This is a genomic window from Edaphobacter aggregans DSM 19364, assembly GCF_000745965.1.
Classification (GTDB): Bacteria; Acidobacteriota; Terriglobia; order Terriglobales; family Acidobacteriaceae; genus Edaphobacter; species Edaphobacter aggregans.
In genome coordinates, this window is record NZ_JQKI01000028.1 from 1 (window position 1) to 25,951 (window position 25,951).

At 61.7% G+C, this 25,951-nt stretch carries 25 protein-coding genes; 13 read left to right on the plus strand and 12 right to left on the minus strand.

The window, feature by feature from the left end; translation table 11 throughout:
• Positions 1–592: 592 nt before the first annotated feature.
• Positions 593–2,791: a DUF748 domain-containing protein gene (locus Q363_RS13605; protein ID WP_035351005.1), complete on the plus strand. Its 2,199-nt coding sequence runs from the start codon at positions 593–595 to the stop codon at positions 2,789–2,791.
• 8 nt (positions 2,792–2,799) lie between these two features.
• Here Q363_RS13605 and Q363_RS13610 read toward each other — a convergent pair whose 3' ends face one another.
• The 7 genes from Q363_RS13610 to Q363_RS13640 form a co-directional block, all read right to left on the minus strand.
• Positions 2,800–3,306 carry a DinB family protein gene (locus Q363_RS13610; protein ID WP_035351007.1) on the minus strand — a complete coding sequence of 169 codons (507 nt, stop codon included), beginning with the start codon at positions 3,304–3,306 and terminating at the stop codon, positions 2,800–2,802.
• Positions 3,290–3,781: a DUF1203 domain-containing protein gene (locus tag Q363_RS38100; protein ID WP_084080343.1), complete on the minus strand. Its 492-nt coding sequence runs from the start codon at positions 3,779–3,781 to the stop codon at positions 3,290–3,292. The genes Q363_RS13610 and Q363_RS38100 overlap by 17 nt, the downstream gene beginning before the upstream one ends.
• Positions 3,782–3,870: 89 nt before the next feature.
• Positions 3,871–4,521, minus strand: coding sequence for a hypothetical protein (locus Q363_RS13620; RefSeq protein ID WP_035351010.1), 651 nt, complete (start codon positions 4,519–4,521; stop codon positions 3,871–3,873).
• A complete protein-coding gene (locus Q363_RS42765) occupies positions 4,518–5,378 on the minus strand; it encodes a glycine betaine ABC transporter substrate-binding protein (RefSeq protein WP_035351140.1) in 861 nt (286 codons plus the stop codon). The genes Q363_RS13620 and Q363_RS42765 overlap by 4 nt, the downstream gene beginning before the upstream one ends.
• A gap of 83 nt (positions 5,379–5,461) precedes the next feature.
• Positions 5,462–6,094: an ABC transporter permease gene (locus Q363_RS42770; protein WP_035351012.1), complete on the minus strand. Its 633-nt coding sequence runs from the start codon at positions 6,092–6,094 to the stop codon at positions 5,462–5,464.
• Positions 6,091–6,852, minus strand: coding sequence for an ATP-binding cassette domain-containing protein (locus Q363_RS13635; RefSeq protein ID WP_035351014.1), 762 nt, complete (start codon positions 6,850–6,852; stop codon positions 6,091–6,093). The genes Q363_RS42770 and Q363_RS13635 overlap by 4 nt, the downstream gene beginning before the upstream one ends.
• 27 nt (positions 6,853–6,879) lie before the next feature.
• Positions 6,880–7,683, minus strand: a complete 804-nt coding sequence (locus tag Q363_RS13640; protein ID WP_035351142.1) for an ATP-binding protein — start codon at positions 7,681–7,683, stop codon at positions 6,880–6,882.
• Between the two features lie 250 nt (positions 7,684–7,933).
• Between Q363_RS13640 and gap the strand changes: the two genes are divergently transcribed.
• The 3 genes from gap (at position 7,934) to Q363_RS45470 (ending at position 10,303) form a co-directional block, all read left to right on the plus strand.
• On the plus strand, positions 7,934–8,938 hold the full coding sequence (gene gap / locus Q363_RS13645) for a type I glyceraldehyde-3-phosphate dehydrogenase (protein ID WP_035351017.1): 1,005 nt from the start codon (positions 7,934–7,936) through the stop codon (positions 8,936–8,938).
• 331 nt (positions 8,939–9,269) lie between these two features.
• On the plus strand, positions 9,270–9,701 hold the full coding sequence (locus Q363_RS45465) for an acyltransferase family protein (RefSeq protein ID WP_051978746.1): 432 nt from the start codon (positions 9,270–9,272) through the stop codon (positions 9,699–9,701).
• Positions 9,635–10,303 (plus strand): acyltransferase family protein, encoded by a 669-nt coding sequence (locus tag Q363_RS45470; RefSeq protein ID WP_084080345.1) that lies wholly within the window; start codon positions 9,635–9,637, stop codon positions 10,301–10,303. The genes Q363_RS45465 and Q363_RS45470 overlap by 67 nt, the downstream gene beginning before the upstream one ends.
• Before the next feature lie 45 nt (positions 10,304–10,348).
• On the opposite strand, the gene Q363_RS13655 is transcribed toward Q363_RS45470, so the two are convergent.
• On the minus strand, positions 10,349–11,017 hold the full coding sequence (locus Q363_RS13655) for a DUF6629 family protein (RefSeq protein ID WP_035351018.1): 669 nt from the start codon (positions 11,015–11,017) through the stop codon (positions 10,349–10,351).
• Positions 11,018–11,109: 92 nt separating this feature from the next.
• Between Q363_RS13655 and Q363_RS13660 the strand changes: the two genes are divergently transcribed.
• From Q363_RS13660 to tpiA, 4 genes are all read left to right on the plus strand, one after another.
• Complete coding sequence (locus Q363_RS13660; RefSeq protein WP_035351019.1) at positions 11,110–11,487, plus strand: RidA family protein; 378 nt, start codon at positions 11,110–11,112, stop codon at positions 11,485–11,487.
• 39 nt (positions 11,488–11,526) lie between these two features.
• Entirely contained in the window at positions 11,527–12,009 is a 483-nt protein-coding gene (locus Q363_RS13665; protein ID WP_211256184.1) for a hypothetical protein, read from the plus strand.
• Between the two features lie 110 nt (positions 12,010–12,119).
• Positions 12,120–13,346: a phosphoglycerate kinase gene (locus Q363_RS13670; RefSeq protein ID WP_035351022.1), complete on the plus strand. Its 1,227-nt coding sequence runs from the start codon at positions 12,120–12,122 to the stop codon at positions 13,344–13,346.
• A 128-nt stretch (positions 13,347–13,474) separates the two neighbouring features.
• The gene (tpiA, locus tag Q363_RS13675) at positions 13,475–14,233 is read left to right on the plus strand and encodes a triose-phosphate isomerase (RefSeq protein ID WP_035351024.1); all 759 of its coding nucleotides are present in this window, start codon (positions 13,475–13,477) and stop codon (positions 14,231–14,233) included.
• An 84-nt stretch (positions 14,234–14,317) separates the two neighbouring features.
• Here the strand turns inward: tpiA and lepB are convergent, their stop codons facing one another.
• Together lepB and Q363_RS13685 are read right to left on the minus strand one after the other, a co-directional pair.
• Positions 14,318–14,818, minus strand: a complete 501-nt coding sequence (lepB, locus tag Q363_RS13680) for a signal peptidase I (protein WP_051978756.1) — start codon at positions 14,816–14,818, stop codon at positions 14,318–14,320.
• A 113-nt stretch (positions 14,819–14,931) separates the two neighbouring features.
• Positions 14,932–16,023 carry a serine hydrolase gene (locus Q363_RS13685; RefSeq protein WP_245632211.1) on the minus strand — a complete coding sequence of 364 codons (1,092 nt, stop codon included), beginning with the start codon at positions 16,021–16,023 and terminating at the stop codon, positions 14,932–14,934.
• A 204-nt stretch (positions 16,024–16,227) separates the two neighbouring features.
• Here Q363_RS13685 and murQ point away from each other — a divergent pair, with 204 nt between their 5' ends.
• The 4 genes from murQ (at position 16,228) to murA (ending at position 19,966) form a co-directional block, all read left to right on the plus strand.
• Positions 16,228–17,205, plus strand: a complete 978-nt coding sequence (murQ, locus tag Q363_RS13690) for an N-acetylmuramic acid 6-phosphate etherase (RefSeq protein WP_035351029.1) — start codon at positions 16,228–16,230, stop codon at positions 17,203–17,205.
• Positions 17,206–17,213: 8 nt separating this feature from the next.
• Positions 17,214–17,951 (plus strand): carbohydrate-binding family 9-like protein, encoded by a 738-nt coding sequence (locus Q363_RS13695; RefSeq protein ID WP_035351032.1) that lies wholly within the window; start codon positions 17,214–17,216, stop codon positions 17,949–17,951.
• Positions 17,952–18,109: 158 nt separating this feature from the next.
• Positions 18,110–18,577, plus strand: a complete 468-nt coding sequence (locus Q363_RS13700; RefSeq protein ID WP_035351145.1) for a hypothetical protein — start codon at positions 18,110–18,112, stop codon at positions 18,575–18,577.
• A 105-nt stretch (positions 18,578–18,682) separates the two neighbouring features.
• Positions 18,683–19,966, plus strand: coding sequence for a UDP-N-acetylglucosamine 1-carboxyvinyltransferase (gene murA / locus Q363_RS13705; protein WP_035351035.1), 1,284 nt, complete (start codon positions 18,683–18,685; stop codon positions 19,964–19,966).
• A gap of 121 nt (positions 19,967–20,087) precedes the next feature.
• On the opposite strand, the gene Q363_RS13710 is transcribed toward murA, so the two are convergent.
• Together Q363_RS13710 and Q363_RS13715 are read right to left on the minus strand one after the other, a co-directional pair.
• On the minus strand, positions 20,088–20,543 hold the full coding sequence (locus Q363_RS13710) for a GNAT family N-acetyltransferase (RefSeq protein ID WP_169746984.1): 456 nt from the start codon (positions 20,541–20,543) through the stop codon (positions 20,088–20,090).
• Positions 20,544–20,637: 94 nt separating this feature from the next.
• A complete protein-coding gene (locus Q363_RS13715) occupies positions 20,638–23,760 on the minus strand; it encodes a TonB-dependent receptor (protein WP_245632212.1) in 3,123 nt (1,040 codons plus the stop codon).
• A 745-nt stretch (positions 23,761–24,505) separates the two neighbouring features.
• Between Q363_RS13715 and Q363_RS13720 the strand changes: the two genes are divergently transcribed.
• A complete protein-coding gene (locus Q363_RS13720) occupies positions 24,506–25,660 on the plus strand; it encodes an MFS transporter (RefSeq protein ID WP_035351043.1) in 1,155 nt (384 codons plus the stop codon).
• Positions 25,661–25,951: the final 291 nt, after the last annotated feature.

Genomic DNA, 25,951 nt, shown 5'->3' on the forward strand with positions numbered 1-25,951 from the left:
CCCGCGCAAGCGGGAGTTCGACTCCGTCATCCTGGCCGCAGTGAAGTGGCCGGAGATAGATGGATGGGGACGCGAGTTCCCCCGACGATTCAAACGACGATGCAGTTGAACCAACAACCCCATGCAGCCCTGGCCCAAACCGAAGAACCTCGCTGTCAAGGAACGAAGCTCAGAAAGGACACCTGAGCTTCGTTTTCGGCCCGAGCTTATGCGCGTGGGGAGCGGGGTCAAGGGTCAAGATGAACGCCAAAAAACGGCGCCCTTGACCCCGCTCCCCACGACCGCGCCTTACTTCGCCCTTGACACCGCCAACGTCGTTAGAGATGTCAAGCCCTCAACGCACTTAAACAACGCCCCATCAACAACATAAAAGTGCCGATTGATTACCCCAATCCGCTATACTGGATATAAGCTTGAAAACACAGAAAGCCCCGGGAACCACACCGGGGCTTCCCTGCATCTGCTCAACAGGAAGTACCAACCTAAGTCCAATCAATCTAATACTTTGACGCAAAATGACGGGGGAGGATACTCACTGCACCCCGCGATACCCTTCACAGCATCACACGTTCGAACGAAGAAAGGCCCGGCCATGGCACCTCGTCCCCGAACCCTCCTGATCGTCCTCGGCAGCATCATTGCCCTCGTCCTCCTCGCCGCCCTCGCGATCCCGCTCGTCGTCAACGCTGACAACTTCCGCACCCGCATCGAGCAGGAGTTCTCCGAATCCCTCGGCCGCAAGGTCTCCCTCGGCAAGCTCGACCTCTCCGTCCTCTCCGGAGGCCTCGTCGCCACCAACGCCAGCCTCGCCGACGACCCTGCCTTCTCCACCGAGCCTATCCTCCAGGCCGCCCAGGTCAAGATCGACGTCGAGATGATCCCCCTCATCGTCAGCCGCCAGGTCCACATCACCGGATTCTCCATCCAGAAGCCCACCATCAACCTCATCCGCCACGCCGACGGAACCTGGAACTACTCCACCATCGGCAGCGCCCAGGCCAAACAGCCCTCAGGCGGCTCCGGCTCCATGACCGGCGTCACCATCGGCCACATCACCGTCTCCGACGGCACCCTCCACGTCTCCACCGAGCCCTCCGGCGGCGCCTCCGCCACCCCCAAGCGCACCTACGACCACCTCAACCTCGAAGCCAAAAACTTCGCCTTCACAAAAACCTTTCCCTTCACCCTCTCCGCTCACCTCCCCGCCGACGGAACCGTTTCCCTCGCCGGCAACGCCGGCCCCATCAACCAGAAGGACGCCTCCCTCACCCCCTTCGGAGCCAAACTCGAGGTCAAGCACCTCGACCCCATCGCCGCCGGCTTCCTCGAACCCTCCTCCGGAATCTCCGGAACCATCGACGCCATCAACGTCGAGTGCACTTGGAACGGACTGCAGCTCCACGTCACGAATCTCCTCATCGACACCCCCAAGCTCACCATCGTCCGCAAGACCACGCCTTCCGCCGCAGCCCCGCAAAGGGCGCCCAACTCCAGCGACATGCTCAGCACCCTCTCCGCGGACCACATCCAGGTCAGGAACGGCGCCCTCGCCCTCACCACGCCAGGCGAACCCAAGCCCGCCGTCTACCAGCAGCTCAACACCGAGATCACCAACGTCTCCCCCACCGCCTCCTCTCCCTTCAAACTCACCGCCCAGATCCCCGGCGGAGGCTCGATCACCGCGGACGGAACCGCCGGCCCCCTCAATCAGCAGTTCCCCGCCGCGACCCCGCTCAACGCCCACGCCACCCTCACCAACATCGACCTCGCATCCAGCGGCATCATCGCGCCCGACGCCGGAATCAGCGGCCTAGCCAACGTCGACCTCAGAGCGGTCTCCGATGGAAAAAATCTCAACGCCAACGTCTCCGCCAACGCCCAGAACCTTCGTCTCGCGGCCAACGGCTTGCCTTCCACCAAGCCCGTGAACCTGCAGATGTCGCTCGCCCAAACTATGACGTCCCTGGCCGGCCAGATCCAGAAGGCCGTCGTCACCGTCGGAAGCGCCGCCATCAACATCGCCGGAACCTACCAGACCAGCGGCCCCACCACTGCAATCAATCTCAAGGTAACCGGAAACTCCATCCCCATTGACGAGATCGAGGCCTTCCTTCCGTCCGTCGGTGTCCACCTCCCCACCGGCTCCCGGCTCCAGGGTGGAACCCTCACCGCAAACCTCGACGTCACCGGCTCCACCGCGCAGCCCATCATCAGCGGACCGATCTCGCTCAATAACACCAATCTCGCCGGCTTCGACCTCGGCTCCCAGCTCTCCGCAGTCACCGCGCTCACCGGCGCGAAGACCGGCTCCGCCACAGCCATCCGTTCCCTCACGACCAACATCCACGTCGCTGGCGGAAACGTCCGCACCGACAACCTCGCCCTCGACGTTCCCGCACTCGGCACAGCCACCGGCGCAGGCACCGTCGCGGCCTCCGGAGCGCTCAACTACAACGTCATTCTCAAGCTCACCGGGATCGTCGGCACCGGGAACAGCGGAGGTTCAACCTCCGGAGTCGGCGGAATCGCAGGCTCTCTCCTCGGCATGATCCCCAACAGCGGCACCGCAGGCGCCGTCGGAGGCTTCGCCACCAGCGCCCTCCGCAACGGAGTCCCCGTCGCCATTGGCGGAACCACCTCCAACCCCACCTTCACCCCAAACCTCAGCGGAGTCGCCGTCAGCGGAGCCTCCGCCTTCACCGGCGGCAACAAGGCGCCCAGCCAGGGCAAGCAGAGCACTACAGACGCACTCACCAACGCCATCGGAGGACTCCTCGGCAAGAAGCAATGACGATCGGTTTACCGCTCGCGCATCGCCATCACAACCTTGGCCGTCGTCACCGCCTGGCCCACATGCCTCTGCGTGTGATCTGCACAGTGCACCAGCAGCCCGCCCACTGTCGTCGGCAGTTTCTTCCTGCCCACAACGCACGGTTGATCGTAGCTCTCCTGAGAGATCGCAAGCACTCGCGTCACCGCAACCTCGATCCCCTCGGTGAACTCCATAAAAAGAGCCTCGCGATCCTGACCGTCCATCTCGCTCTTCAGCATCGTCAGCTGCCGCTCGCTCAGTTGCTGACCCTCCGCATACGTCAAGAGTCGGTCGAGCGATCGCGCAATGTGCCGCAAATGAAACCCAACCGGGGCCAGCCCGACCGGCCGCGCCCCAAGCTCCTCGTCGCTCAACCCCTTGCACCACCGAGCCACATCCTCCGCCGCAAGCTCGAGAGCATGAATCACACCACGTCTCACAGCATCCACATCCATCCGCGTCCCACGCAGCCACGGCTCAACCTTCTGTTCCATCAGCAGCCTCCATCCGCTCCACGCGAAAGTCGAAGCACCCCGCCTCATGATCGCGCACGAAAACATACTGCACCGCCGCATCCGCAAAGATCTCTCGCAGCACCATCTCGTGATTCCCGCCCGCAGCCGTGCGCTGCGTCACCAGCCGCTGCTCGAGATCATAGCCGTCCATCACCACCGGATACTCAAGCAGCTGCCGCGGATAACCCGCCGTCTCGTTGTACCGTTCGCACCCCTCCGTATGGATAAACACCGGCCCCGGCGCAGGAACCGGAGCAACCATATAAAACGCATTGCACGTAAACAGCGTCCGCAATTCCTCCCCCACACGAAACGTCTGCAGACCATGCCGGCACGGCCCATACCCCGACGCCAACTCCGTATACGCCGGATGCCCATACCCCGGCGATCTCTTCGTCCACAAAACCCTCTCGACCGTCTCGGTCGGCAACCGGATCACACGAATCTCAGTCATCTCTCAGCTCCGCGGCCCTCCGCCGCCAAAGCAAGTCTCACTAAATAGCATCAAATCGACACTCCGCAATGTTCACCCAAACTCAGGTTTCACCGCTTCTCAGCGATTCGCATCACTCTTCCCGTCTTTGGATCAAACAACCATTTGCTCAAGAAACCGTCGGGTTTGCGGCCTCCGTCAGCGTGCGCAATTACTACTACCTGTCCATCATCGCGGACACTTTCGAGCGTCTCGTAATAGTTCTCAGAGTCAACCAGCTTCTCTGTTGAATGCTTATAGATCTCATCGTTGATACTTCGAAACGACGACTTGCCCTCCTTCAGGTCCACTAGCTTTACTCGATGCTCAGTCCCATCTCCTTCCGCCAGCCAGAAATCAGCAACTAGTTTCGTCCCATCCGATGAGAACCCAATCAAATCCACGCCGGCGATTTCCCCCTCTTCGGTATGCCAATCCAGACCGGTCATCTGACTAAATTTCCCTTGTCCCTCTTCCATCATCAACCTGTAAACCACGGAACATCGCTTAGCACGAACGTCCTCTTCGGTACGTCGATGCCCCAGTACTCCATATGCTCGCCTACCCGTGACCGCGTTCCGACTGATTGCGGTCTTCTGGATATCTGGTTGCACGGTGACGTCTCCGCCGCACTCTCCTCCATCGACCGAAAACTTCTTTTGAGCCGAAAGAGCAGGTCCATTTATGAAAACCAGCATCATGAAAAACAGTAATGTCCTCAAAGCCCCTTCTCCTTGCGAAACTCCCGCACAACCTCCGCAACATCCTTATGTTGCCCATCCACAGCATCGTTCATAGCCCGCATCTCGTCAGCCGATATCTTCCCCGCCAACCGGTCCATTGCCGCCTGAATCCCCGGATGCCTCTTCAGCGAATCCTCCCGCACCAGCGGTACGGCCTCATACGGCGGAAAGTAGTGCTTATCGTCCTCAAGCGCAACCAGCCCCAGTGCCCGTATCGGTCCATCCGTCGAGTTCCCCGCCACCATATCCACCTGGTTTGACGTAAGCGCCCGATAAAGCAGCCCCAGATCCATCGTCCTCGGATCGCCGCTGAACCTCAGGCCGTACGCCGCCTCCAGCCCGCGCAGCCCATCCGGCCTCTCCTCAAACTCATACCCTACTCCCAAACGCATCTCCCCAGCACGCGGCACAGCGTCGGAGATCGTCCGCAGACTCCACCTCCTCGCATCGTCGCCTCGAACCACCATCGCAAACGTGTTCTCAAACCCCAGCCCTCGCTCCGCCTTCACGTGATAGCGCTGCGCATACAACCGCGCGACCGTAGCAAACACCTGCGCCCCACCGCGCTGGCCAAGCGGAGGCAGCGGCTGTTTCAGAATCGCCGTCAGCGCCGTTCCCGTGTACTCCACATACGCGTCGATCCTCCCACTCTCCAGTGCCTGCTGGCAGATATAACTCCCTGCCAGATAAAACCGCCGCGCAACCGGATCGCCCGTCACTGCTTCGATCTCCTGCGCCAGCAGTTCGCCGAGCACCACCTGTTCCGTAAAGTTCTTCGCCCCAATCGTCACCCGCGAAGACCGCGGCGGCGCACAAGCGACACAAAGCAGCAGCAAACATAGCGCCCCAGCCTGTGACCACCGCCCGAACCAGCAGTCCGCTGACTCGCTGACTCGCTGACTTGCTGACTTGCTGCGTCTCATATCCGCCGCACCGTCAAACGCTTCTCCACCCAACCCAGCAGCGTGTCGGCCAGCAGTGCCAGCAGTGCCGCAGGAACCGCCCCCGCAAGCACTAGTCCGTTGTCCACGCTCGCCACGCCGCGAAAGATCAGTTCTCCCAGGCCGCCCGCGCCGATCGCCGCCGCAATCGTCGCCACGCCGACGCACGTCACCGTCGCCGTCCTCAGCCCAGCCATGATGACGCTCGCCGCAAGAGGCAGCTCGACCTTCTTCAATCTCTGCCAGCCGGTCATCCCCAGAGCATCGGCCACATTGGCCAACTCATCGTCCACGCTCTCAATGCCCGCATAGGTGTTCCGCAGAATCGGCAACAGCGCATAGCCGGTCAGCGCCACGATCGCCAGCCGCGCCGCGTTCTCCCCCAGCCACGGAACCGGCAGCAGCAGTCCGAACAGAGCAAGGCTCGGCACCGTCTGCACGACGTTCGCAAAACCGATCACAGGCCGCGCCAGGGCGGGCCGCCGCGTCAGCAGAATCCCCAGCGGGAGCCCGATCGCAACAGCCAGCAGCATTGCGCTCGCCGTCAGCCACACGTGCTCGAAGGTCAGCCGCGCAATCTCCCAGCCGTGCGATGACAGGAAGCGCATCATCCCTTCACCACGCGACGAACTGCCGAGACATAATCTCTCACCTGTGGATGGAACGAGGCCAGCACCTCCTCCGGCTTCAGATCGGCAAACACCTCGCCATCGGCCAGGAACAGCACGCGATCCGCCAGATACAGCGCCTCATCCAGATCATGCGTCACCAGCAGAACCGTCTTCTTCATTCCCCGCAGAAGGTTCTTCAGCATCGTCTGCATCTCGGCCCGCGTCAGCGGATCGAGCGCTCCAAACGGCTCATCCATCAGCAGCACCGCGGGGTCCAGTGCGAGCGCCCGCGCCAGCCCGACCCTCTGCCGCTGCCCGCCTGAGAGCTGCCACGGATAGCGCCCCTTCACTCTGCCGAAGTCGAGCCCCACCAGCCCGACCACCTCACGCGCCCGCGCCGCCGCCTCTTCCTTCGAGCGTCCCTCCAGCTCCAGGCTGAGCCCGGCGTTCCGCTCCACCGTCATGTGCGGAAAGAGCCCCGTCTCCTGGATGACGTAGCCAATGCCACGCCGCAACGCGACCAGGTCCTTCTCCGTCTCAAGCCCGGCCACAGACCGTCCATTGACGATGACGTCTCCCGCAGTCGGCCGCACAAGCGCATTCACCATGCGCAGCAGCGTCGTCTTGCCTGACCCGCTGCGTCCGAGCAGCGCCGTCGTCGTCCCGCCCTCGAGCGCAATCGAAACGTCGCGCAAAACAAGATGCCCACCTGCCGGCGTATAGCTCACCTTCGCGAACTCGACGCCAACCGTGGGCATGTCGTCTACTCTACCGCGTGCTGTACCCTACTCCGCGGCCTCCGGATCAGCGCTGGTGCCACCCTGTTCTGCAGCGGCAGCCGGCTCGCCAGCCGTTCCCGGCTGTCCCTTCACCCGGACGACCGTGATCTTCTCAAAGCCTTCCTTGAAGGTCGGCGGCCGCAGACGCTCGGCCATCTTCTGCATCACCTCATCGGTCACGGCGCGCTCGCGCTTGCGGTTCCGGTCCATGCACACGGCCAGCGGAACGTCGAAGAACACCGCCTGAACCTCGTAGCCGAAACTCTTGGCCATCTTGATCCACTGCCTGCGCTCGTGCGGCGAAAGGTTCGTCGCATCCACGTAGTTCCATGGCATCTTGGCGATCAGCCGCGCCCGCAGCAGGCTGCGCAGCGTGGAGAAGACCAGCCCCTGGTAGCGCTGCTCCGTAATGTCGTCGAACAGGATCGTGCGCAGCAGATCGCTCGAAAGCGGCGTAACCCCGCGGCGCTTGTACCATGTCGTCTTGCCCGAGCCCGGAAGCCCAATGGTCAGCACCACGAAGCCCTTGGGCGACTTCAGCGCCGGCAGCTCGGCCGGCGGCGTCGCCAGCGACTCCGGCTGCGTCTCCACCACGACCTTCTGTTCCTGCAGTGGCTGCTCCTCCACAGGAGCGGCGGGGGCCGCAACCGATTCCTCGGGCTTCGCTTCAGCCACCGTTTCGGCCGGGCGCACCGGAGCCGCCTCGGGATACGACGGTCTCAGGGGAGCCGGTTGATTTGTGGGCAGTTCCTGCCCGCTCTTGCCCGTGGACTCCGAGTCATTCGGTCCACGTCTTGGGCGTCGTCTCATCTTTTCGCTTATCCAATCGCGCAGTTCGCGCATACGTCGCTTGTAACACACGGTCGAAGCCGCCCGCAAATCACCGAACCTACCCCGACACCTACCCCGACACCTACCCCGACACCTGCCCGGCCGTTTTGCAGCACTCGTCCGTGGGTGATAGCATCCGGTCCTGATGGCATGCTCGCCACTCTGCACGTTCTACAATGGTTAAACGCATAAATACCCTCGCATTATCGAGACAGGAGCAACCGCAATCATGGCTGTAAAGGTAGGTATCAACGGCTTCGGCCGCATCGGACGCAACGTATTCCGCAGCGCTCTCGGAAACCCTGACATCGAGTTCGTCGCCGTCAACGACCTCACCACGCCGGCCACGCTCGCCCATCTGCTCAAGTACGACTCCATCCTCGGCAACCTGCACCACAACATCACCCACGGGGCGGACTGCATCTCCGTCGACGGCAAGCAGATCAAGGTCTTCGCCGAGCGCGACCCCGCCAAGCTCGATTGGGCCTCCGTAGGCGCCCAGGTCGTCGTCGAGTCCACCGGTTTCTTCACCGACGCCGAAAAGGCCAAGGCGCACCTCGGTTCCACCGTCAAGAAGGTGATCATCTCCGCCCCAGCGACTAACGAGGACATCACCATCGTCCTCGGCGTCAACGAAGGCAAGTACGATGCCGCCAAGCACAACGTCATATCGAACGCCAGCTGCACCACCAACTGCCTCGCGCCCGTCGTCAAGGTGCTGCACAACGCCTTCGGCATCCAGTCCGGCATCATGACCACGATCCACAGCTACACCAACGATCAGGTCATCCTCGACACGCCGCACAAGGACCTTCGCCGCGCCCGCGCCGCCGCGCTCTCCATGATCCCGTCCAGCACCGGCGCCGCCAAGGCCCTCAAGCTCGTCATCCCCGAGATGGACGGCAAGCTCGACGGCTTCGCGGTACGCGTTCCCACCCCGAACGTCTCCGTCGTCGACCTCACCTTCGTCACCGAGAAGCCCATCGACATCAAGAGCGTCAACGCCGCACTCAAGGCCGCATCCGAAGGCGAGATGAAGCCCTACCTCGGCTACACCGAGGAAGAGCTCGTCAGCTCCGACTTCAAGGGCAACGCCCTCTCCTCCATCGTCGACTCCAAGCTGACCAAGGTCATCGGCTCGACAGGCAAGGTCATCAGCTGGTACGACAACGAGTGGGGCTACTCCAACCGCGTCAAAGACCTCATCCTCTTCCTGGTGAAGAAGGGTCTCTAAACCAGCGAGAACCTGCAGAAGATGAAGACATTCATCTCTGCAGGTTCTCCTGCTTCAGCTTCAGAACCGAACGAACTTCAAAATCCGCCAACTCCTTCCTTCTCCTCCCCAACCGAGTCCCAACTGAGAGAAGCATCATTTTTATCGGCAGCCTGCGGTATTCCTGTCCTCTAACTAAAGAGGCTTATACCTCTCGAAGAGTTGCTGGAACACGCGGGAAGGGCTGCATCACAGATTTTCTGCGGGATGTTTCCTTTAGGCGTTGTATGGTTGTGGAAAATGCCACCCGGATGATCAGCAGAAGATATAGAACGCCTATTGGATGGCATCAATGACAGAAGCCACGAAGCACGGGCGGATCTCACAGCTGGATGGCGTGCGGACCATCGCGATTCTTACGGTGGTTCTGAATCATGCCTTCAGTATCAAGCTGTTATGGATAGGCGTAGACCTGTTCTTCATCCTGTCTGGCTTTTTGATCACGGGAATCCTGCTGAAGCACAAGAAGTACCCGCTTGGCCGCTACTTCAAGGGGTTTTACAGCCGCCGGGTCCGCCGCATCCTTCCGCCGTATGCCCTGCTGATGATCGTCACGACGATCCTGTTCGGCACCGCGTGGATGAAGCATGCGTATCTTTATGTTTTGCTGATGAACTTCATACTGGCCTTCTCACTTGAAGACCCGAGACGCTTGGCATGCTATGGTCGCTGGCTATTGAAGAGCAGTTTTATCTATTTTGGCCGTTCGCCGTTTATCTGCTAAGCGAGGCCGCGCTGGGTTGGACTGCCGCGGTTCTGGTAGTAGCGGTTCCCGTCCTCCGTTGGGTCTGCACGCCGCTGTTCTCGAACCACTGGCCGATCTACTGTCTGACTCCATTCCGCATGGATCTGCTGCTGGTGGGTGCGCTGCTGGCGTTGGCTTGGATTCATCACCGGAAGACGATTGAGCGGTACGGGCATCTTGGTCTTCTGCTGCCGCCGATCGCCGCCGCGTATCTGTTCTACCTGGGGACACGTCTTCATGTGACCACGGATTCCAACTCGCGCCTGTCGAACACGATGGTGTACGAGGCGAGCCTGGTGGCGTGTACAGGCATCATGTTATGGGCGCTGAGTGGGAGATGGGTTGGCGTGTTGAAACTCGCGCCCGTGATGTATCTCGGTCGCATCAGCTACACGGTATACCTGATCCATGTGACCGCGCTTTACCTGGCAAGACGGGCGTTTCACAACACTGCCGCCATGGCAGCCATGGCCTTTGCGATGACGCTCGCGTATGCCACGCTTTCGTGGCGCTTTATGGAGCTCCCACTGCTGGGGCGGAATCCGAAGGAGTCGTCAGTCCTGATTACGAGTCAGTCCTGATTACGAGATAGCCGGAACGGGGCGAGTCATCTTGAGGTCGTTGATTCACCCCCAGATCGCATCCCCATAGGGAAACGGCCGATGCAGCTTACTCCTCCAGAAATAAGCCAGAATAATCACGCTGGCCGCCGCGGCATAAGCACACCACAGCGAAGTAAACGCGTACCGCTTCACCGCCATCACCGTCAGCAGAATCGCCAGATTCGCCGCGCCAAAGACCACCATATCTCTCACCTTCGAGAAGAACAGCGACCCGCACGTCGAGATCACATACAGCACCGCCAGTGCCGTGTTGTTCGTCCCGTCGTTGGTATAGACGATGCTGTTGTTCTGAACGAAAATCTGCAGCGGATACGCAATCAGCGCCCACAACATATAGAGCGCAGTTCCCGTTCCAATGGCAAGAAATGGCAGCATCCGTTGCCGGCTCCTGCGGTCCGGCTCAAACAGCAGCACGCTCAGCGGAATCACAAACGGCAGCAGGCCCTGCGCGTACAGCACAAACGCGGCTCCCGTCTTGTGCGTCACCTCAGGCGACAACACACCATCCAGCCCCAGCCACACAAAGCCGTCGATAAACTGATGGACCGCAAACAATGTCGGCAGCGAAGCGAACAGCAGCTCCCGTTTATGCTTCACCTTGGTCAGCGTCACCACCCCAACCGCCCCAAGCACTCCGCTCCCGACAAAGTTGGCCGCCGCAGAAAAGCACATCGATCCTGCCTCCTCAATCCGGATCAGCCGATCATACGTGATGTCCGGCAGATGGCCTCAATTGCCTGCATCACTGCCACTACAATCCATCCATGACCCAGCGCACCAACATCCCTGGCACATCTCCCTACGAGCCCATCATCGGCTTCTCCCGAGCCGTCCGCATCGGCAACTACGTCCACGTCTCCGGCACCGGCCCCGTCGGCGCCGATGACGACGACATCACCCGGCAGACCGAGCAGTGCCTCACCCTCATCGCCACTGCCCTCAAAAACGCTGGCTCCTCTATGGAACACGTCTATCGCACCCGCATCTTTCTCACTCACACCCAAGACTGGGAGGCCGCCGGTCGCATCCACGGGAAATTCTTCTCTCACATCCGCCCCGCCGCCACCATGGTCATAGTCAAAGAACTCCTCAACCCAAACTGGCGCATCGAGATCGAGGCCGACGCTCACATCCCCGAATAACATTTCCGCGCGCAATTGCTCCGGCTGTGGCTAAAATCGGTGCCAATGACAATCGCTGCGCGCCCGAGCCTCATCCAGGTCATCGCCGGAGCCGGTCTTCTCGTCGGCACGCTCGACATCCTCGACGCCATCGTCTTCTACGGACTCCGTGGCGTCTCTGCCACACGCATCCTGCAGGGCATTGCCTTCGGCCTCATCGGCCGCACCGCCTTCACCCAGGGCGTGCGATCAGCCGCCCTCGGCCTGCTCCTCCACTTCTTCATTGCAACAACGTGGGCAGCGATCTATCTACTCGCCAGCCGCAGGCTCCCGCTCTCGCGTCACCCGTGGATCTCCGGCACGCTCTATGGCATCACTGTCTACATCATCATGAACTACGTCGTGCTTCCGCTCTCGCACGTCGGCCTCCGACCGCTGCCGCCGCTCATTCCTCTCATCAACGGAGTCGGCGCGCTCATCGTGTGCATCGGACTTCCCCTCGCCTTCATCGCCCGCCGCTACATCTCCCATCAGGCCGCCTGAACTTTTCACAACCCCTGATCCCTAAGCTTTCCCCCGAACCGCTATGATGGAAGGCCGGAGACGTTCTCGTCACAGACGGAAGCTCCAGACTCTTGCCTGAAGGAACTCGCATGTCGAAGTTGTCCATCCGCGACCTTGATCTCACCAACAAGCGCGTTCTCATCCGCGTCGACTTCAACGTTCCCCTCGCCGTGAATGGTCCCGACAGCTCTCCGCGCATCAGCGACGACACGCGCATCCGCGAGACCATCCCCACCATCGAGTACGCCCTCCGCCGCAAGGCGCGCGTCATCCTCTGCTCGCATCTCGGCCGCCCCAAAGGCAAGGTGGTTCCCTCCATGAGCCTTCGCCCAGTCGTCGATCGCCTCCGCGAGCTGCTCGATCACGTCATCAGCGAGGAGGAGAACGTCGCCTTCTCTCCCGAGTGCGTTGGCGACATCGCCTCAGAGATGGTCGGCAACCTCGAGCCCGGCCAGCCTTTGCTCCTTGAAAACCTCCGCTTCCACGCCGAAGAAGAGCAGAATGATCCCGAGTTCGCCCGTCAGCTCGCCTCGCTCTGCGACATCTACATCAACGACGCCTTCGGCAGCGCACACCGCGCCCACGCCTCCACCGAGGGCATCACCCACTTCGTGCCTGTCGCCGCCGCCGGCCTGCTCATGGAAAAGGAGCTCACCTACCTCACCAAGGCGGTCGCCGACCCCATCAAGCCCTTCGTCGCCATCATCGGAGGAGCCAAGGTCTCCGACAAGATCGAGGTCATCGACAGCCTCCTCGATCGCGCCACCTCGCTCATCATCGGCGGAGGCATGGCCTACACCTTCCTCAACGCCCAAGGCCAGACCACCGGCAAGTCCCTCGTCGAGACCGACAAGATCGACGTCGCCAAAGCCGCGCTCGAAAAGGCAGAGAAGAAGGGGGTCAATCTCCTTCTCCCCGTCGACCACGTCCTCGCCGACAAGTTCGCCGCCGACGCGAAGACGCAGACCTTCTCCGGCACCGGTCCCTTCCCCGCCGAATGGATGGGCCTGGACATCGGCCCCGCCTCCATCGACCTCTTCAAAAAAGAGATCGCCGACGCCATCACCATCGTCTGGAACGGCCCTATGGGAGTCTTCGAGATGCCAGCCTTCGCCAAGGGAACCAACGCCATCGCCAAAGCCGTCGCCGCCAACCAGGACGCCACCAGCATCGTCGGCGGCGGAGACTCCGTAGCAGCCGTCCAGCAGTCCGGAGTCGCCGACAAGATCACCCACATCTCTACCGGCGGCGGAGCCTCCCTCGAGTTCCTCGAAGGCAAGACCCTGCCCGGCGTCGCGGCACTGACTGACAAGTAGTGAAACGCATTTTGTCGTCATTCTGACCCTGAGCGCAGCCGAAGGGGGAAGAATCTCAGCATTCGTCTTTACGCTGTTGAACCCTAGATGTTGAACCCTAGATATTGCTGCGAGGAATACTGTCTCCCATGCGCAAACTGCTCATCGCTGCCAACTGGAAGATGTACAAGACCCCCGCCGAGTCCACCGCCTTCCTCACCGCCTTCGCCCCTCTCGTCAAGCACCACGACAAAACCGAGATCGTCCTCTGTCCCTCGATGACCTCGCTCCCCGCGCTCGTCGACGCCGCCCGCTCCAAATCCGTCTCCATCGGCGCGCAGAACATGCACTGGCTCAACGAAGGCGCCTACACCGGCGAAACATCGCCCACAATGCTCACCGCCATCGGAGCCACCCACGTCCTCATCGGCCACTCCGAGCGCCGCCAGTACTTCAACGAGACTGACACTACCGTCAATCTCAAGCTCAAGTCCGCCCTCGCGCACTCGCTCACCCCCATCGTGTGCGTCGGCGAGCACCTCAACGAGCGCGAATCCAACCTCACTGCCAACGTCCTCAAACTTCAGGTCTCCGTAGCCCTCGAAGGCATTGACCCCGCCGCTCTCGCCCCGCTCGTCATCGCGTACGAGCCCGTCTGGGCCATCGGCACCGGGCGTACCGCCACCCCCGAGATCGCCGAGGAGGCCCACAAGATCATCCGCACCCAGATCGCCCAGGTCGCCGGCTCCAGCGTCGCCGCCGCAACCCGCATCCTCTATGGCGGCTCCGTCAAGCCCGACAACGCCACCGCGCTCTGCCGCCTCGACGACATCGACGGAGCCCTCGTCGGCGGAGCCTCACTCGACCCCGCCTCCTTCGCCCAGATCATCATCAACGCCACCCACTAGCCCCGCGCCGTCCAAAAGCCAAAAGCCGCGCGGCGAAGCCAGCACGGCAACTATTTTCCTACTCCCTATTCCCTACTCCCTGCCTTACCTCACTACTCCCACCTGCTCCATCGGCCAGTACACGAACGCCGCCTTCCCATAGATCAGGTCACGGTCCACTGGACCAAAGTCCCGGCTATCGCTCGAGATCGACCTGTGGTCGCCCATCACGAAGTACTCGTGCGCTGGCACCCTCGTCTCCGGCAGCGAGCGGTCGTCCTCGAACCGCGGCGGAACGTACTTCTCCACCAGCTCCTTGCCATTCACGAAGACATGGCCATGCTCAATTTTAAGATCGTCCCCCGGCAGCGCGATCACGCGCTTGATATAGCTCTTCTGGTGATCGTGCGGATAGAGGAACACCACTACATCCCCGCGCTGTATCTCGCCCACACGATACGCCAGCTTGTTGATGAACAACCGGTCCTGATCCTCGAGCATCGGCAGCATGCTCGTCCCCTCTACGCGCACCGGCTGATACAGGAAGATGATGATGAACGTCGAGACCGCCACCGAGACCACCAGGTCCCGAAGCCATGAATGCATCCCGCTCTTTCGCTTGCTGGTCTCACGCGGGTTGTTCCCTGGGCCAGCCGAAGCGGTCACCGGAGCCTCGCCGATCTGCTCCTCGTTCTGCACCTGATTGTTCGTCTCCTGTGTCATTTAGACGCACCCGATCCGGCTCCGGCAGCAGGCAGCGCAGCCAGTCCCAACCCGGGAACCAGCGTCTTGCCGTCCAGGCCCTCCGGCGACCAGGCCTCCACGATCTCCTTCGCGAGCCGTGCAACCATCATCTCAGCCTGATTGTCCGCCGTCCAGCTCTTGTCATCGTTGTCATACGTAAAGATCGAGATCACCATCGGCCCTGACTTCCCCGCCACGATCGCCACGTCGTTCCGTACCGCATTCAGGCTCCCCGTCTTGCTCGCAATCCCCGACCCCGTCTCGCTTGAATCCAATTTCTCAAGATATCGCGGTATCGTATTGCGATAGAACTGATTACGCAACATGGTCAGCGCCACCTGGCAGATCGTCGCATCCCCCGACTGCCCGGCCTCCCCTGGCCCCGCCAGCTCGCAGCGGCCGATCCGCTCCATCACCGTCGCCATCTCGCGTGCCGTCGTCTTCCCCAGCCCGAACTTCGGCTGGTCCGCCGGCATCGGCCCCGTCGCCGGCTTCATCACTTTTTTGTAAAGATGCGTGTCTTTCAGCCCCAGCCACGCGATCCGCGAATTCACCGCATCCACCCCGAACCGGTCGATCGCCAGGTTCGTCGCCGTGTTGTCGCTCACGATCACCATCATCGTCAGTACGTCCTTCAGCGTTAACGTCACGGGAGTGTCAAAAAATGTAAGCACCCCCGAGCCGCTCACCCCGTCGCCCTTCTGCAATGTCAATTTTTCGTCCCAGTGCGCCTTACCGGCTCGCACCTCCTCCATTGCCTCAAACAGGATCGTCAGCTTGATCACCGAAGCCGTCTGCACCGGCCGATCCGCGTCCACCGCGACCGTCTTCCCCGTGTTCAACTGCGTCGCATACAGGGCCACATGCCCCTTCAGCTGCGCTGCCAGCGCCTCCAGCCTCTGCTCCAGAGCACCATCCACGCCTCCGGCTCCAACGGGGACACCCCCGCGAGCGGCTTCCGCGTCTAATATCATGGCTGGAGGCTCCGCCACCATGCGTGCGGTCGTCGCCATTGCAAGAACAATCGCTCCCGCAGCGAACAGGGTGCGGACAAAGTTGTTGGTCATGTCTTGCATCTTACAAACAACCGCTGGATTCGTGACGGCTTTTGCGGCCGAACTTTCTCTAGCACATATTTCCCACTTCGCCCACAACAACTTCGTACCGTGCTGCTCACCCGGTACCAAACGGGAACGTTTCTATGCGCATCTAACTCCGAATAGGACTAGAATCGAGTAGGAATCCCCGCAAGTTCGTAGCAGGATCTTTTTATGGCAACCCTAACCATGCTCGAGCCGGCTCAGCAGAAGACTGTATCAGCCCCGACCCCTAATGGCCCCGACGAGTTCCAGGGGCTCATCACGGAGACCTCTAACGCCGCCTCCGAAGGACTCGATACCAAGTCCGCTCTCGAAATAGCACGCATCATCAACCACGAAGACGCCAAGATCGCCGCAGCCGTCAAGAAGGCGCTGCCTGAGATCGCCATCGTCATCGACACCGTCGCGCGTTCCCTCCGCGACGGCGGCCGGCTCATCTACGTCGGCGCGGGCTCCTCCGGCCGCATTGCGTCGCTCGACGCATCAGAGTGCCCGCCCACCTTCTCCACCGCGCCTGCGCAGGTACAGTACATCATGGCCGGCGGACCCAAGGCTCTCGCCTCCGCCTCTGACGTCAACGAAGACTCGCCCGAGCTCGGCCAGCGCGACATCGCCCGCCGCCGTCCCACGCGCAAAGACATCGTCATCGGAGTCTCCGCCTCCGGCCGTACGCCTTATGTTGTAGGTGCGGTCGAGTACGCGCGCGCCCGCGGAGCCAAGACCGCCGCCATCACCTGCAACCTGAACACCGCTCTCGCCGACGTCGCCGACACCACCATCGTCACCGAGGTCGGCCCCGAGGTCATCTCCGGCTCCACGCGCATGAAGTCCGCCTCCGCCCAGAAGATGATCCTCAACATGATCACCACTGGCGCCATGACGCGGCTCGGCTACGTCTACGACAACCTGATGGTGAACGTGCACATGAAGAACGCCAAGCTCGTCGAGCGCGGCATTCGCGTGCTCATGAAGGTCTGCAACATCGACCGCGAGGCCGCCATCCGCACCATCAAGTCCGCAGGCAAATCCATCCCCATCGCCGTCGTAATGCTAAAAGCAAACGTCGACAAGATGGAAGCCGTCCGCCGCCTCACCAAATCCGACGGTAACGTCCGCCTAGCCATCGACGACTCCAGACTCGAACTATAAGACCTCCTTTGATCAAGCCCATCGCAACGCTCACGTTGTTGGCCGCAGGTGTGTGCTTTGCACAGTCACCGCAGCTCCCGAAGTCTTACGACTGCCACCACACCAAAAAGCCCCTCACCATCGACGGCAAGCTCGACGACTCCGCATGGAAGAACGCCGCATGGACCGACGAATTCGTCGACATCGAAGGCGAGGCCAAGCCCAAGCCCCGCTTTCGCACCCGCATGAAGATGCTCTGGGACGCGACCTACCTCTACGTCGGCGCCGAGCTCGATGAGCCCGACATCAAGGCAAAGCTCACCCAGCACGACTCCGTCATCTTCCACGACAACGACTTCGAGCTCTTCCTCAAGCCGCCCACCGGAACCCCCGGCTACTTCGAGTTCGAGATCAACGCCCTCAACACCTCATGGGACCTCTACCTCAACAAGCCTTACCGCGAGAACGGCAAGGCCGACAACTCCTGGGACATCCCCGGCCTCAAGACCGCCGTCACGCTCAACGGCACCCTCAACGACTCCACCGACACCGACCACGGTTGGACCGTCGAGATCGCCATCCCCTGGACCGCCTTCACCTCGCGCCTCCCCGTCGAGCCACCGAAGCCAGGCGCCGAGTGGCGCGTCAACTTCAGCCGCGTCGAATGGAAGGCCGGCCAGCCCAAGGAAGACAACTGGGTCTGGTCCCCCCAGGGAGTGGTCAACATGCACATCCCCGACCAGTGGGGCTACCTCCACTTCCGCTAACCAGCCTGAACAATGGGTGCCCCACATCTCGATTCTGAGAAGTGGGGCAGGATGCCGCTCGGGGCGAAGGCCCCACCGAAACATTCCCCGCAGACCGTGTTTATTTCATCAGCACGTTCGCGCAGCCCCAATCGCTGACGCAAGGAGAACACACAATCATGAAACGTATTCTTCTCAGCTCCGCCCTGGCCCTCTCCCTCGCCGCCACCGCTGCCCTCGCCCAACAGCCAGCCCAGTCCACGCAGCCTTCAGGCGACACCACCACCCAGCAGCCCGCCGGTCACAACGGCCACCACTTCCGCCACCACAAGATGGACCCCCAGAAGGCCGCCCAGCATATCGGCAAGCGCCTCAACCTCTCCGCCGACCAGACCGCGAAGCTCGAGCCCATCTTCACCAACCAGCAGCAGAAGATGGCCGCCCTCCACAGCGACACCAGCCTCACCAAAGCCCAGCGCCGCGAGCAGGCCCGCGCCATCTTCAAGGACACGCACGACCAGCTCTCTCAGGTCCTCACACCCGACCAGATGCAGCAGCTGAACTCCATGCACCGCGGCTTCCGCGGCGGCAAGCACCAGCAGCCCCAGCAGCAGCCTGAGCCGACCACGCCTCCGTCCAACAGCTAACGCTCTTGCTGCACACATCAAGCCGCCCCCGCCCGAGGGGCGGCTTCCCTTTTCCGCACCAATCTCAACACCCATTTCCTCCTGACTCTTTCGTAAACTGTCCCAATGGACAAGTTCGTTGTACGCGGCGGAAACCCCCTTCTCGGAACCATCAAAGTCTCCGGAGCCAAGAACTCCGCCCTCCCCTGCATGGCCGCCGCCATCCTCACCGAAGACGAGGTCATCCTCGAAAACATCCCCCAGGTCCGCGACATCGAGACCGAGCGCAAACTCCTCGTCTCCATGGGCGCCGAGGTCGAGCTCGGCTACGGCCGAGCCCAGCACCGCACTCGCATCAAGTGCGGCATCCTCTCCGACCCCGTAGCCAAGTACGAGATCGTCAAGACCATGCGCGCCTCCTCGCTCGTCCTCGGACCCCTCATCGCGCGCACCGGCATGGCCCGCGTCGCCATGCCCGGCGGCTGCGCCATCGGCGGCCGCCCCATCGACCTCCACATCAAGGGCCTCGAGTCCATGGGTGCCACCATCACCTACGACCACGGCTACCTCGAAGCCCGCGCCGACCGCCTCAAGGGCGCACACATCGTCTTCGACAAGATCACCGTTACCGGAACCGAAGACCTGTTGATGGCTGCCGTCCTCGCCGACGGCGAGACCATCTTCGAAAACTGCGCCCGCGAGCCCGAGGTCACCGACCTCGCCGCCCTCCTCACCGCCATGGGCGCCAAGATCGAAGGCGCCGGAACCTCCACAATCAAGGTCCAGGGCGTCACCCGCCTCCACGGCGCGCGCCACCGCATCAACCCCGACCGCATCGAAGCCGGAACCTTCCTCGTCGCCGGAGCCATCACCGGCGGCGACCTCAACGTCGACTCCTGCGAGCCCGCACACCTCGGCGCCCTCATCGCCAAGCTCGAAGAGTGCGGCGTCCGCCTCGACATCGGCAAAGACTGCATCCGCGTCCGCTCCGGAGCCGGCGAGCTCAAGGCCACCGACATCTCCACCGAGGAGTACCCCGGCTTCCCCACCGACATGCAGGCCCAGTACATGGCCCTCGCCACCCAGACTGACGGCACCTCCGTCGTCACCGAGAACATCTTCGAGAACCGCTTCATGCACGTCGGCGAGCTCAACCGCATGGGAGCCAACATCACTGTGCAGGGCCGCACCGCCACCGTCCGCGGCAAGACTCCACTCCAGTCCGCTGCCGTCATGTGCTCCGACCTCCGCGCCTCCGCCTCGCTCGTCCTCGCCGCTCTCGTCGCCGACGGCGAGACCATCCTCGACCGCGTCTACCACATCGACCGCGGCTACGAGCGCATCGAAGAAAAGCTCCGCGGCGTAGGAGCCCAGATCCGCCGCATGGGCGACGTCTTCGGCAAAAAATAATTGCCTCGCCTCTGATGTGTCATCCTGAGCGAAGTCTGGCGCGCACTTTGGCCAGACGCAGTCGAAGGATCTGCGGTTTGCCTGCACAGGCCTACACCATGGTCTCTAACAATCGCAGCCTCTAACTCTCAAACTCCTTCCAATACATCGCCGCATCCACCCCCGGCCCATAAAATCCCTTCTGCCCACCCACCCGCCGATACCCCAGCCGCTCATAGAACCGAACCGCCCCCGCGTTCTTCACATACACATGCAGCATCATCCCCACGCCCCCCGACGCCCGCACCCACGCCTCCCCCTCGGCAAGCATCCGTTCCCCCAGCCCTCTGCGGCGAAACCCCTCGCCGACGTCGATCGTCACCACATACCCCACCTCCACTGCCTCCGCCGGCTCGATATGCACAATGCAGAACCCCGCCAGCGCATCTCCTGCCTCAGCGATCACAGCCCACGCATTCTCCGCCTCGGCAAACCTCCGCATCGCCTCCCTGCTGAACCGGAACGGCGGCGCAAAGCACTCCGCATCCAGCGCAACGATGGACTCCAGATCGCGCCGCTCGTACCTGCGAAGTACCATCCCACTCCCCTTGCGCATTCCCATCCCAACACAACCGTGCTCAAAAAGAAAAGGCGCCCACAAGGAGCGCCTCTCCACACACAGTTCATCTGTCCTAGAAGATGATCCTTCCCGCCAGTTGCAGCTGACGCGACGATCCTGCATCGCCGATGGCACCACGAGTCTGTGAGATCTGACCGAACGTACTCGCCGCTCCCGTCGTGGCCGTCAGCACAGGATTGCCGTAGTTCACCTGGTTGAACACATCGAACGCATCCATCCTCAGCACCAGGTTCACCGACTCTGCAATCCGTGTCGTCTTCTGCAGCGAAACATCCGTGTCCGAGAAGCCCGGCCCCGTCAGAGCGTTGCGCTGCAGATTGCCAAAGCCCAGCGGCTGCGTATAGAACGCGCAGCCCGCCACTGGCGTCGTACACACCGAGCCGCGGATGAACGGAATATTCCCATTCGGCAGCACATTGCCCACACCCGTCGAGTACGGCCCCAGCCGCGTCGGCCTTATCTGCCCCAGCCCCGCCGCCGTGCTGCCCGAATAAGTCGAGGTCGTCACCACGTTCATCGGATTGCCGCCCTGGATCTGGTTGATCAGCGCCACCATCCACCCGTCCTTCAGCCGGTTCCCATGGAACGGCAGCGTCCACGTCCCGCTGAAGACAAAGTGATGACGAACGTCGAAGTCCGACAAACCGTAGCTGCCTGCCGGATTCGTGCTGTCCTGAACACCATTGCCAGCCTGCGAGTTCAGGTCCATCGACTTCGAGTACGTATACGTGGTGTTGAACTGAATGCCGCCATGCAGCGACTTCCGCACCGTCAGCCACAACGCGTTATAGTTCGACATCCCTACCGAGTCGTTGTACGTGATGTTGCCCAGCGCAGCGTTCGGACGATACGGGCTCGTCGACGAGACGGTAGGATACGGCCGCGTCCCCGTCGTCGCTCCCGGCGCATACACCAACTGATTCAGGTTGCGATTCAGCCGCAGATGACGCCCGCCCGAGCCGATATAGCCCACCTGCAGCGCCGTTCCCCAGCCCAGGTCTTGTTGCAGGTTCAGGTTGTACGACTCCATGTACGCGTTGCGGAACTTCGGATTCACCGATGCCGGCGCCAGGCTGGACGCTGCCGCGCTGGGATACAGCGTGCCTACCGGAAGCTGTGGCCCTGTCGCCGTAGCCGTAAGGCTTACCGGATTCGAGTTCGGAGGGTTCTGTGCAAGCCCCGCCACATTGCTGATGATCGGCTGGTCCGCCATAATCCCGAAGCCTCCGCGCACCGTCGTCTTTCCATTCCCGAAGATGTCGTAGATAAAGCCCAGGCGCGGCTCGAAGTTGTTGTTCTGCTGGTATGGCTGATCCACCTGCACGAATGACCGGGTGGTCGGATCGAAGGTTACGAAACGCTCGCCTCCCTCCGTCGGCGTCCCATTCCATTCATACCGGAAGCCGATCTCCGCGGTGAACGTCGGCGAGATCTTCCAGTTGTCGTCGACAAAACCCGCAACTGAATTGATAAAGATGCGGTTCGTCAGATACTGCGGGTTTCCGGTAAACGCATTTCCCAGGCCCGCGATAAAGTTGGCCGTCGACGTAAACGCGATCGTCCCCGCCGTCTGCTGAAAGTTGTTCCCATTAAAGCGCCGGTACTCGCCGCCCATCTTGATCGCGTGTTTCGACTTGAGATAGCTCAACGTATCCGACAGCACGTACGTCGTCACGTTGCGTCCCTGCGGAAACCCCGATGGCCCACCGAAGTTCAGGCCCAGGTCGCTGACCGTCATCTGCGGCAATCCAATCGGATCCGTCACGCCATTGTTGATCCCGTATTTGCTAGCGCTCTCAAGAAAGTTGTCCGAGAACCGGATTGCAATGCGGTTGAATCCGAGCCGCGCCTCGTTCACCACGTTGGGCGAAAACACATGGACATCGTTGATCGTACCGATCTGCCGATGCGCCGTCCGATGATCGCCAAATCCCGTGACATTGTTCAGCTGCAGGTTAGGCTCGGTCCGCGCATCCTGCTGCCATGCGTAATAAAGATGCAGGGTATTCGCAGAAGTCACGTTATGCAGAAGATCGCCGCTGAACTGGTCAGTCTTCACCGGCCCCGGTGAGGATCCGGTCGCAGTGGCCACCCTCACTCCGTTCACCGTGGACTCCACGCCAACAGGAACCAGGTTAATGATCTGCGCATACGCCGGGCCCGCCGGGCTCGTAGCGAACTGCGCGCGCTGCGCCGCCGTAGGAACATTGCTGCGAAGCAGAATGTCCTGCGACTGCCGCAGTCCCTCATAGCTCAGGAAGAAGAACGTCTTGTCCTTGTAGAGCGGACCGCTGAACGCACCTCCAAAATTGTTTCTCTTCAGAGAGCTCTGCCGCGTCCCCTTCCGGTTGAAGTAGTTCCGCGCATCGAACCAATTGTTCCGCAAATAATCGAATGCCTCGCCGTGAAACTGCTTCGTCCCCGAACGAGTCGACACATTCACCACCGACCCCGAACTCCGCCCATACTCCGCGCTGAAGGTCGAGTTCGAGATCTTGAACTCCGACGTCGTGTTGATCGAGGGCTGGAACGTAATCTGATTCTGCGTCATGTCATTCAGATTGATTCCGTTAATCTGAAAGTTCGCCGAATCCTCGCGTTGGCCGGCCGTGATGTACGAATTCGCTCCCAGGCCGCGGCTCGCCGAAGTAAGAAATCCGTTCGCCGGCGGAACCACAGCGCCAGGCGTCAGCTGCGTCAGGTCCAGAAAGTGACGGCCATTCAGCGGAATATTCTGCACCGTCTCTTTATCGATCACCTGCCCTACCGTAATGGTGCTCGAATCGATGATCGGAGTCGATCCCGTCACCTCCACCGTCGTTCCCGTAGAGGCGATGTTCATCTTCACGTTCATCGTTGCCCGCTGGTCCACCTGCAGCGTCAGGCTCGGCACCGAATACTGGCCGAATCCCGCAGCATTCACCTGGATCATGTAGTTGCCCGGCTGCAGTGACGGAACGAAGTAGGTGCCCGACTCATCGGTCGTCACCTCGCGATCGGCGTTCGTATCCAGCGAATGCACCTTCACCGCCGCGCCTGCAACCACCGCGCCTGTCGCATCCGTCACCGTGCCCGACAGCGTCGCCGTTGACTGCGCGCTCGCCGTGCACACAAACACCAGGCCAAGAACAACAACACCAACACACAACCGGAAAGACAACGTTGTACGCTTCACGGACAGCCTCCTGAAGGAACGTCAATCTCTACGCATCGCGGCGCAAAGCACTAATTTTCAACTTCTGATTCAAGTCCTCGCGGCGTGCGTAGAATCCGCCGCACCATCGATAACTACACCGCCCGGACTTCCTCGGCCGCTCAAGGGCCGATGAAATACGGAACCACGGTCAAATGGGGAACAATATGTCATTAATTTACATGGAATCTCTTCCATGTCAACGAAACCTGTCACAAACCCCGCGCGTTGCAGGCGCCTCTGCCGCAACCACACGGCGCGCGCGCTTGCCTGCCACGCTACTTCGCCAGCCCGGCTCGGTTGTCAGCGCATCATCGAATCCGCGTCATTTTCCTGTAAAAGCGCCCGTTCCACACCGCACCGGCGGTGTTAGAAGTGTCATCCTGAGCGAAGCGCGAGTCGAAGGATCTGCGGCTCTTTGCAGGCTGCCACGCGCTCCAAACGACCCCTGCTCTCCTCACAATCTCATTTCCAAGCGAAGCCCAGTGTTCGATGTGTCATCCCGAGCGAAGCGGCGAAGCCACGCAAAGCCTGCCCTGAGCGAATTCGAATGGGAGGAACCCCTCATTTCGTTCACATCGCCCATAAGCCCGGCCACACTTCAGAAATTGTCATCCTGAGCGGAGCGCAGCGAAGTCGAAGGACCTGCATTTCGCCCCCCACGGCCACGAGCCCCGGCGCTCCCATACAATCTCCGCCCCCCAAACCTGATACCCTCAATCCCCGGATGTCCACCGACCATTCCTCCAACTCCTCGCGCCTCGTCGCCCCCATCTTCTTCTACTTCGTCGCCGCCGGAATCGTCACCGTCATGCTCGGCCCTCTGCTCCCCTCGCTCATCACACGATGGCAGCTTGAGGACGCCCAGGCCGGAACCCTCTTCGCCTCCTCCTTCTTCGGCCAGCTCATCGGAGCATGGTTCGCCACTCGCAACCTTCGTCTCAGCGTCCTCCTCGGAGCGGCCTTCACCGCCGCCGGTTGCGCCGCGCTTGCCTGGGCCACCTTCCATACCGCGCACCTCGCCCTCTTCACCGCCGGACTCGGTCTCGGATTCTCGCTCACCGCCGGCAACGTCATCGTCGGAACGGCCTCGGCGTACGTCCCCCATCGCGCCCGAACCCTCGCCCTGCTCAACGTCGCATGGAGCATCGGAGCCATCGCCTGCCCCGCGCTCGTCCGTGCCTGCGCCCCCTACGGTCCGCGCCTCTTCTTCCTCCTCACCGCATCCCTGCTCGCCCTCGGAGGACTCTTCGCCACGACCATCCCTCATCCCGCCACCAACGCCTCGCAGTCACCACTCCCCACTACGCGTATCCCTCTGCCCGGTGCGGCCATCGCTCTCTTCGCCGCGTCCCTGCTCCTCTACATCGGCAACGAAAACGCCCTCGGAGGCTGGCTTCCCAGCTTCGCCATCCGCAACAACCCCGCCACCGCCGCCTCCACCATCGCGCTCTTCTACTGGCTCTCACAACTCATCGGCCGCCTCCTCATGGCCGCGCTCCTCTACCTCGTCACCGAACCCTTCCTCTACCGCGCCTCGCTCACGCTGCTCCTGCTCACCCAGATCGCTCTCATCCTCACTCCACACCCCGCTCCCGCTCTCGTCTTCACCGCCACCATCCTCAACGGAGCAGCCCTCGGCCCGCTCTACCCCCTCATCGTCTCCTTCCTGCTCACGCGAACCGGACAGCACGCCCGCCTCGGCCCGCTCTTCTCCTTCGCCTCACTCGGCGGAGCCACCCTTCCCTGGCTCACCGGCGTCGTCTCCACCCGCTTCGGCGGCCTCCGCCCCGGACTCCTCGTCCCCGCCGCTGCGACTCTGCTCCTCCTCTTACTCTCCCCCGCCATCATCCCCCGCCCAAACAACACCTCCGCACGCTGACCGCTCACGCCCCCCCCCACCACAAAAAGAAAGCCAGGCCCGCAGGCCTGGCTCTCCTCACCATCCTTCAACGTGTCGCGTTATCGCCGCGCCACAAACCGGAACTGATCCCGAAGCTGGATCGAGCTGATGACGATCAGAGCAAGCATAGACGGCAGAAAGAATACGTACATGGGGCCTCCTCAGGCGAAGTGATATGTCCTGCAAGTTGCACCGCAAAGCCACAGGAGGAACGCCCGTGCCATCGCGGTTACCGCAACGAAGCTTGGCTTTCAGCGAGATCAGATCTAC